Genomic DNA, 8071 nt, shown 5'->3' with positions numbered 1-8071 from the left:
AGAGCCTATCCCACCAGGCGTTATTGGCGCAGCCAGTTTGGACACGGACAGCGCGCAAAAACCGGAGCGTACACGTAGTACGTGAGGTTTGACTCGCTACGCTCGCCCTTCGGGCCGCCGCTAGCGGCGTTCAAAACGCTAACGCGTTTTGGCGAGCACTGCCCAGGACCACAATGGCAAGTAAAATAGCCCTAATGGGATAGGCTCTTAGTCGTAATGATTAACAATAATCTGTCGGGTGCTATCACCAGGCACCGCGTATAGCTGCGTTGTCACACCTCTCATCGGCGTAACGGCGGGTGTTTGCAGCGTTGAAACGTGGATAGTGTTGCCGCAACGCTGCTGTAACTGTGCGTTTACCACTTCTGTACTGCACGTTGGCGCGGTCACTTTTCCACTGATGGTTAATGTTGCGGTATCGGAGGCAAAAACGGGTATGCTTATTCCATAAGCCGAAACTATAATTCCCATCAGCAAATATTTTTTCATCGTGAGCAATTGTTCCTCTGGTGAACGTCAAACAGTATGCAGGCTATCCTGATGAGCAGTATGAACGTATCGATACCTTAAAACCAATTGAAAAAATAAATCAGTAGGATAGGTATGATCAATTCAAATAATGTTTTTGCCGATTATTTCAGATAAACGCCTGTCTGTTTAAGCAAGAATTAACAATGCGGGGGCTATTATTTTATTAATACATTCACCACATCAATATATATTAATGCAGTGAATGTCATATTCTCTTTGGAATACGTCAGGAGGATTACACCGCGCGGAAGGCGATTTCACCCGGAATCACTTCACCCTGCCAGTAAAGCTGTGCCGCAACGCGATCGGCCAGTTCGCGATAGATCGCGGTAAACTCGCTCTCCGGACGGCTAACCACCGTCGGCGTACCGCGATCGAGATCTTCGCGCAGACTAATATGCAGCGGCATCTGACCCAGAAGCTGAGTATGGTATTTTTCCGCCAGCTTCTGCGCGCCGCCCGTGCCGAAGATCGGTTCGTGATGGCCGCAGTTGCTACAAATATGCATACTCATATTTTCCACAATGCCGAGCACCGGCACTTCCACCTTCTCGAACATCACGATACCTTTTTTGGCGTCGATTAGCGCGATATCCTGCGGCGTAGTCACCACCACCGCGCCGGTAACAGGAATGTTCTGCGCCAGCGTTAGCTGAATATCCCCGGTTCCCGGCGGCATATCCAGTACCAGATAATCCAGATCCGGCCACAGCGTCTCCTGTAACATCTGCATCAGCGCCTTACTGGCCATTGGGCCGCGCCATACCATCGCGTTATCGTCAGTCACCAGATAACCGATCGAGTTGGTCGCCAGGCCGTGAGACATAATCGGCGCCATATGCGTACCGTCTGGCGATGTCGGGCGCTGATCTTCTGCGCCAAGCATGGTTGGGATCGACGGACCGTAAATATCGGCATCGAGAATCCCAACCTTTGCGCCTTCAGCCGCTAACGCCAGCGCCAGGTTAACGGCGGTGGACGATTTACCCACCCCGCCTTTACCGGAGCTCACGGCAATGATGTTTTTCACGCCATTAATGCCAGGCTGATTTTTGACGCGTTTCAGCGTCGCAATGTTGTACGACAGTTTCCAGTCGATCGCTTTTGCGCCTGTAATACGTAACAGATCGGCGCTGCATTGCTCTTTTAAAACCTCAAACGCGCTGTTCCAGACGAACGGCATGACCAGCTCAACGTGCAGCGTATCATCCATCCAGGCGACGTGGTGCAACGCCTTAAGCGTGGTGAGGTTATGCTTCAGGGTTGGGTGCTGAAAATTCGCCAGCGTCCCGGCGACCATCGCTCGCAGGGTATCTGGTGACTTGGCCTGGGATTGTTCGTTCATCCCGACTCCTTTTGTAGTTCTGAAAAGTACGATTGTAACTTTGTAGTTTACTCCAGCGGTAACAATTATTCATTTACGGATAAATGCCCTTATCGCTTGGCGCAGTAATTACCATTTTGGTACTATCAAAGCCCTTTTTTACAACAGAAGAAGTAATACCCACTATGACTCAAGTCGCGAAGAAAATTCTGGTAACGTGCGCGCTGCCGTACGCCAACGGCTCTATCCACCTCGGCCATATGCTGGAGCACATCCAGGCTGATGTCTGGGTCCGTTACCAGCGAATGCGCGGCCATGAGGTTAACTTCATCTGTGCCGATGACGCTCATGGCACGCCGATCATGCTGAAAGCGCAGCAGCTTGGTATTACGCCGGAGCAAATGATCGGTGAAATGAGCCAGGAGCACCAGACCGATTTCGCCGGTTTTAATATTAGCTATGACAACTACCACTCAACGCACAGCGACGAGAACCGTGAGTTGTCTGAGCTGATTTACACGCGCCTGAAGGAGAACGGTTTTATTAAGAACCGCACTATCTCTCAACTCTACGATCCGGAAAAAGGCATGTTCCTGCCGGACCGATTTGTGAAAGGCACCTGCCCGAAATGTAAATCCGCGGACCAGTACGGCGATAACTGTGAAGTCTGCGGCGCAACTTACAGCCCGACCGAACTTATCGAGCCGAAATCCGTGGTGTCCGGCGCGACGCCGGTAATGCGTGACTCCGAGCACTTTTTCTTTGACCTGCCGTCATTCAGCGAAATGCTGCAGGCGTGGACCCGCAGCGGAGCGCTGCAGGAGCAGGTGGCGAACAAAATGCAGGAGTGGTTTGAATCCGGCCTGCAACAGTGGGACATTTCCCGCGACGCGCCGTATTTTGGTTTCGAAATCCCGAACGCGCCGGGCAAATATTTCTACGTCTGGCTGGACGCGCCGATTGGCTATATGGGTTCCTTCAAAAATCTGTGTGATAAGCGCGGCGACACGACCAGTTTTGATGAGTACTGGAAAAAAGACTCCGACGCCGAGCTGTACCACTTTATCGGCAAAGACATCGTCTATTTCCACAGCCTGTTCTGGCCTGCCATGCTGGAAGGCAGCCACTTCCGTAAGCCGACCAACCTGTTCGTTCACGGTTACGTGACGGTGAACGGCGCGAAGATGTCTAAGTCGCGCGGCACCTTTATTAAGGCCAGCACCTGGCTGAAACACTTTGACGCCGACAGCCTGCGCTACTACTACACCGCGAAGCTTTCTTCACGCATTGATGACATCGACCTGAACCTGGAAGACTTTGTCCAGCGCGTCAATGCCGATATCGTCAATAAAGTAGTCAACCTGGCCTCGCGTAACGCCGGTTTTATCAATAAGCGTTTCGACGGCGTGCTGGCAACTGAACTGGCCGATCCGCAATTGTATAAAACCTTTACTGACGCCGCTGCGGTGATTGGCGAAGCATGGGAAAGCCGTGAATTCGGCAAAGCTATCCGTGAGATTATGGCGCTGGCCGACGTCGCTAACCGTTATGTTGACGAGCAGGCTCCGTGGGTGGTGGCTAAACAGGAAGGCCGCGACGCGGACCTGCAGGCCATTTGCTCAATGGGCATCAACCTGTTCCGCGTGCTGATGACGTATCTGAAACCGGTACTGCCGACGCTTTCTGAACGCGTTGAAGCCTTCCTGAACAGCGAACTGAACTGGGATGCTATCGAACAGCCGCTGCTCGGTCACAAGGTCAACACCTTTAAGGCGCTCTACAATCGCATCGACATGAAGCAAGTTGAAGCGCTGGTTGAAGCGTCTAAAGAAGAGGTGAAAGCCGCAGCCGCGCCGGTTACCGGCCCGTTAGCCGACTTCCCGATTCAGGAAACCATCACCTTTGACGATTTCGCCAAAATTGACCTGCGCGTAGCATTGATTGAAAACGCTGAGTTCGTAGACGGTTCTGACAAATTGCTGCGCCTGACGCTGGATCTGGGCGGCGAGAAGCGTAACGTCTTCTCCGGCATTCGTTCCGCCTACCCGGACCCGCAGGCGCTGATTGGCCGCCAGACGGTAATGGTCGCCAACCTCGCGCCGCGCAAAATGCGCTTTGGCGTCTCCGAGGGAATGGTGATGGCCGCCGGCCCTGGCGGGAAAGATATCTTCCTGTTAAGCCCTGATGACGGCGCGAAGCCTGGCCAGCAGGTGAAATAAGCAACAAGCCGGAGCATGCTCCGGCTTTTTTAACCGCTTAATCCTGACTGGCATACCGCCTCCTCCGCGCGTTTTAACTTTTTCCTTAATAAGCAATAGCGCTAAGACTCCATATCCGGACTGCTAAATAACGGCTAAAAGTCATATTCTATCTCTCCCTGATACATTGCTATTACTGGGTTAAATTAATTCATTGAAATTATTTTAAAAGCCCAATCATTATATAAAATGGAGTTTTAGATGAAAATTTCTGGCAAGTTATTGTCCGCGGCTTTGGCTTCCGTACTGGTGTTCTCTCTTGCTGGCTGTGGCGATAAAGAAGAATCAAAGACCTTTAACGCAAACCTGGCGGGGACAGAAATTTCAATTACTTACACCTATAAAGGTGACAAAATCATTAAGCAGACGTCTGAAAGTAAAATCAGCTATGCCACGGTAGGCGCTAAAACGAAAGAAGATGCCGCCAAAATTCTCGATCCGCTGAGCGCGAAATATAAAAATATCGCCGGAGTGGAAGAAAAATTAACCTATGAAGATACCTATGCCCAGGAAAACGTCTCTGTGGATATGGAAAAAGTGGACTTCAAAGCGTTACAGGGAATCTCTGGGACAATGGTGTCCGGCGATACCAGCAAAGGTATCAGCATGAAACAAACCCAGACGCTGCTGGAAGCCGCTGGTTTTAAAGAAACGAAATAACTGGCAGGCATAATGTATTGCCTCGACTGATAAAGTCGCTCAGGGCGCTGCTTCGGCAGCGTCTTTTCTTTATGAATACCGAAAAAAGACAGCCTCGCTGTAAGTCCCCTCGCCAAAACCTATAATAATGGGTTTTCCCGGTCAGGCAGGACGCTGCCGGGAACAATACCGCAGAATTAATTACTTCGCCGCGTGTTCACGGGCCGCCAGACCGCGCAGAAAATAACGCATAAACTGATCGCCGCATTCGCGGAAGTTCTTATGATCCGGCGCACGCATCATCGCGGTGATCTCTGGCATCGAGACACGAAACAACTGATCGGTAAGTATCGCCAGGATATCATCTGTTTTTAGCGAAAAGGCAATACGTAGCTTTTTCAGCACAATATTGTTGTTGATACGACGTTCCGCCGTCAATGCAGGCGCCGCCTCATCTTTGCCGCGTTTTTCATAAATGAGGCCATTGAGAAATGAGGACAACACGATATCCGGGCAACGCTGAAACCCCTCTTCCTCTTCTTTGCGCAACCAGATTGCAATCTGCTCCGGCGTAGCATCAACGTTACCCAGCGCCAGGATACGCGCCAGATCGGTATTATTAGCTTTTAAAATGTAGCGCACGCTACGCAGAATATCGTTACTCAGCATGAGGCCTTCGGTCGTTTCTATGGCAAAACGATATTCTAACAGTCTTTTACAGGCCAATCGCCTCTTTTAAACTTTTCAGATAGCGACGGCTTACCGGCACCGTCAGACCGTTGCGTAAAATCAGCTCTGCCTGCCCATTATCCTCCAGCCGAATTTCCTGCAAATGGGCCATATTCACCAGAAACTGACGATGACAACGCAGTAGCGGCGTCCGGCTTTCCAGCGTGCGCAGCGTCAGCTCGGTAAACCCCTCTTTCCCTTCACTGCTGGTCACATAAACGCCGCTCATACGGCTACTGACAAAGGCGACATCATCCATTTGCAACAAATAGATCCGGCTGTGTCCGGTACAGGGAATAAATTTAAGCGCCTGCTGGTTTTCCGGCAGCAACGAAACATCCTGTTTACTGCGCTCCTGACGCAGACGATGTAACGTTTTTTCCAGCCGTTTCTCCTCTATCGGCTTGAGCAGATAATCAAAAGCGTGCTCTTCAAAGGCTTTGATGGCGTATTCGTCAAACGCGGTTAAAAAAACGATATACGGGCGGTGTTCCGGGTCAAGCATTCCTACCATCTCCAGTCCACTGATACGCGGCATCTGAATATCCAGAAACAGCACATCAGGCCGCAGCTTATGTACCGCGCCAATCGCTTCTACCGCGTTCGCGCACTCTCCCACAATCTCAATGTCATCCTGCCCCTGGAGCAAAATCCGCAGATTTTCCCGCGCTAACGGCTCATCATCCACAATCAGCACTTTAATCATGCGTCCTCCTCCAGTGGAAGTCGTAATGTAATTCGGGTAAAACAGTCCGGCTCGCAGGCCACGCTAATACCATAATCATCGCCAAAGTGTTCGCGCAGACGTTTATCCACCAGACTCATCCCCAGCCCGCTACTGCCGGCGGAAGGCTGATACAGTCCCGCATTATCTTCAATATCTAACATCAAATACTGCCCTTCGCGCCGGGCGCGAATAGCGACGTTGCCGGTATCAAGCAGTTGCGACGTGCCATGTTTAATGGCGTTCTCAACAATCGGCTGTAATGTAAACGCAGGCAATTTCTGACGTGAAAGCGTCGATGGAACATCAAGCTGTACCTGCAGACGCGACTGAAAACGCGCTTTTTCAATTTGCAGATAAGCGTTCACGTGTTCAATTTCATCCGCCAGCGTGACGATTTCCGACGGGCGCTTTAAATTTTTGCGAAAAAAGGTCGACAAGTATTGCACCAGTTGGCTGGCCTGTTCGCTGTCGTGGCGAATCACCGCTTTAATGGTATTGAGCGCATTAAACAGAAAATGCGGATTCACCTGCGCGTGCAACAGCTTGATCTCTGACTGCGTCAGCAACGCCTTCTGCCGTTCATACTGCCCGGCCAGGATCTGCGCGGATAAAAGCTGCGCAATACCCTCTCCCAGGGTACGGTTAATTGAGCTGAACAGCCGGTTTTTCGCTTCGTACAATTTAATGGTGCCCATGACTCGCTGATTTTCGCCACGCAGCGGGATCACCAGCGTCGAGCCGAGTTTACACTGCGGGTGTAGCGAACAGCGGTACGGCACTTCGTTGCCATCAGCATAAACCACCTCTCCGGTTTCAATTGCTTTCAGCGTATAACCTGATGAAATGGGTTTGCCCGGTAGATGGTGATCGTCGCCAATACCGGTAAAAGCCAGCAGTTTTTCACGATCGGTGATGGCGACGGCGCCAATATCCAGCTCCTGATATAACACCTGCGCCACCTTCATACTGTTCACTTCGTTAAATCCCTGACGCAGAATCCCCTCCGTTGACGCGGCGACCTTCAGCGCGGTAGCAGAAAATGCCGAAGTATATTTTTCGAACATGGCGCGCTTATCGAGCAAAATACGCATGAACAGCGCGGCGCCAACGGTATTCGTCACCATCATCGGCGCGGCAATATTACTGACCAGATGCAGGGCATCGTCAAACGGCCTGGCTATCAGTAAAATGATCAGCATCTGCACCAGTTCGGCAACACACGTAATTGCTCCCGCCGTCAGCGGGCTAAACACTTTGTCCGGGCGTCCGCGACGTATGAGAACGCTGTGTACCAACCCGCCCAGCAGCCCTTCGACGATGGTGGAAATCATACAGCTCAGCGCCGTCATGCCGCCCATAGAATACCGATGTAACCCACCGGTCAGACCGACCAGCCCGCCGACGACCGGCCCGCCGAGTAGGCCGCCCATCACCGCGCCAATCGCGCGGGTATTGGCAATCGAATCTTCGATATGCAGCCCAAAATAAGTGCCCATAATGCAGAAGATAGAAAACGTGACGTAACACAGAAGCTTGTGCGGCAGACGAACCGTGACCTGCATAAGCGGGATGAACAGGCGCGTTTTACTCATTAGCCACGCAATGACCAGAAACACGCACATCTGCTGAAGCAGCAGCAACACCAGATTAAACTCGTACATACCCGCAAACCACACTTCAATCAAAAGCGCGTAACATACATTGAGTACGATTAACTTTCTTTGAACTGTTGCATAAAAATATGAATTCGTGAATACGATCACTTAAACGCCGCGCCGCAACCCGCTACTTCGCGTTTTAATGCATAAAAAACAGGCAAAACTTCCTGGTTCGTAAAAGAGCGTCTAAAGTTAAACCGGGACC

Annotated in this window: 7 protein-coding genes; 2 read left to right on the top strand and 5 right to left on the bottom strand. The window is 51.3% G+C overall.

The window, feature by feature from the left end:
- Positions 1–207: 207 nt before the first annotated feature.
- Positions 208–489: a DUF2574 family protein gene (locus tag ACLD11_RS15095; protein ID WP_183059284.1), complete on the bottom strand. Its 282-nt coding sequence runs from the start codon at positions 487–489 to the stop codon at positions 208–210.
- 277 nt (positions 490–766) lie between these two features.
- A complete protein-coding gene (apbC, locus tag ACLD11_RS15090; RefSeq protein WP_079790472.1) occupies positions 767–1876 on the bottom strand; it encodes an iron-sulfur cluster carrier protein ApbC in 1110 nt (369 codons plus the stop codon).
- A gap of 164 nt (positions 1877–2040) precedes the next feature.
- Between apbC and metG the strand changes: the two genes are divergently transcribed.
- Together metG and ACLD11_RS15080 are read left to right on the top strand one after the other, a co-directional pair.
- On the top strand, positions 2041–4074 hold the full coding sequence (gene metG / locus ACLD11_RS15085; RefSeq protein ID WP_000195343.1) for a methionine--tRNA ligase: 2034 nt from the start codon (positions 2041–2043) through the stop codon (positions 4072–4074).
- Positions 4075–4314: 240 nt separating this feature from the next.
- Positions 4315–4773, top strand: coding sequence for a YehR family lipoprotein (locus tag ACLD11_RS15080; RefSeq protein WP_411015071.1), 459 nt, complete (start codon positions 4315–4317; stop codon positions 4771–4773).
- A gap of 180 nt (positions 4774–4953) precedes the next feature.
- Here ACLD11_RS15080 and ACLD11_RS15075 read toward each other — a convergent pair whose 3' ends face one another.
- Genes ACLD11_RS15075 through ACLD11_RS15065 form a run of 3 tightly spaced genes read right to left on the bottom strand, consistent with a single transcriptional unit; the run spans position 4954 to position 7869 of the window.
- On the bottom strand, positions 4954–5421 hold the full coding sequence (locus ACLD11_RS15075) for a DUF1456 family protein (RefSeq protein WP_000950412.1): 468 nt from the start codon (positions 5419–5421) through the stop codon (positions 4954–4956).
- Between the two features lie 46 nt (positions 5422–5467).
- Entirely contained in the window at positions 5468–6187 is a 720-nt protein-coding gene (gene btsR / locus ACLD11_RS15070; RefSeq protein WP_000598637.1) for a two-component system response regulator BtsR, read from the bottom strand.
- A complete protein-coding gene (locus ACLD11_RS15065) occupies positions 6184–7869 on the bottom strand; it encodes a LytS/YhcK type 5TM receptor domain-containing protein (RefSeq protein WP_411015070.1) in 1686 nt (561 codons plus the stop codon). The genes btsR and ACLD11_RS15065 overlap by 4 nt, the downstream gene beginning before the upstream one ends.
- Positions 7870–8071 lie beyond the last annotated feature (202 nt).

The organism is Salmonella sp. 741265116_PST (assembly GCF_046567715.1).
In the GTDB taxonomy this organism is placed as follows: domain Bacteria; phylum Pseudomonadota; class Gammaproteobacteria; order Enterobacterales; family Enterobacteriaceae; genus Salmonella; species Salmonella enterica.
The sequence above is the reverse complement of the archived record's forward strand: the minus strand, read 5'-3'. Positions and strand labels throughout refer to the sequence as shown.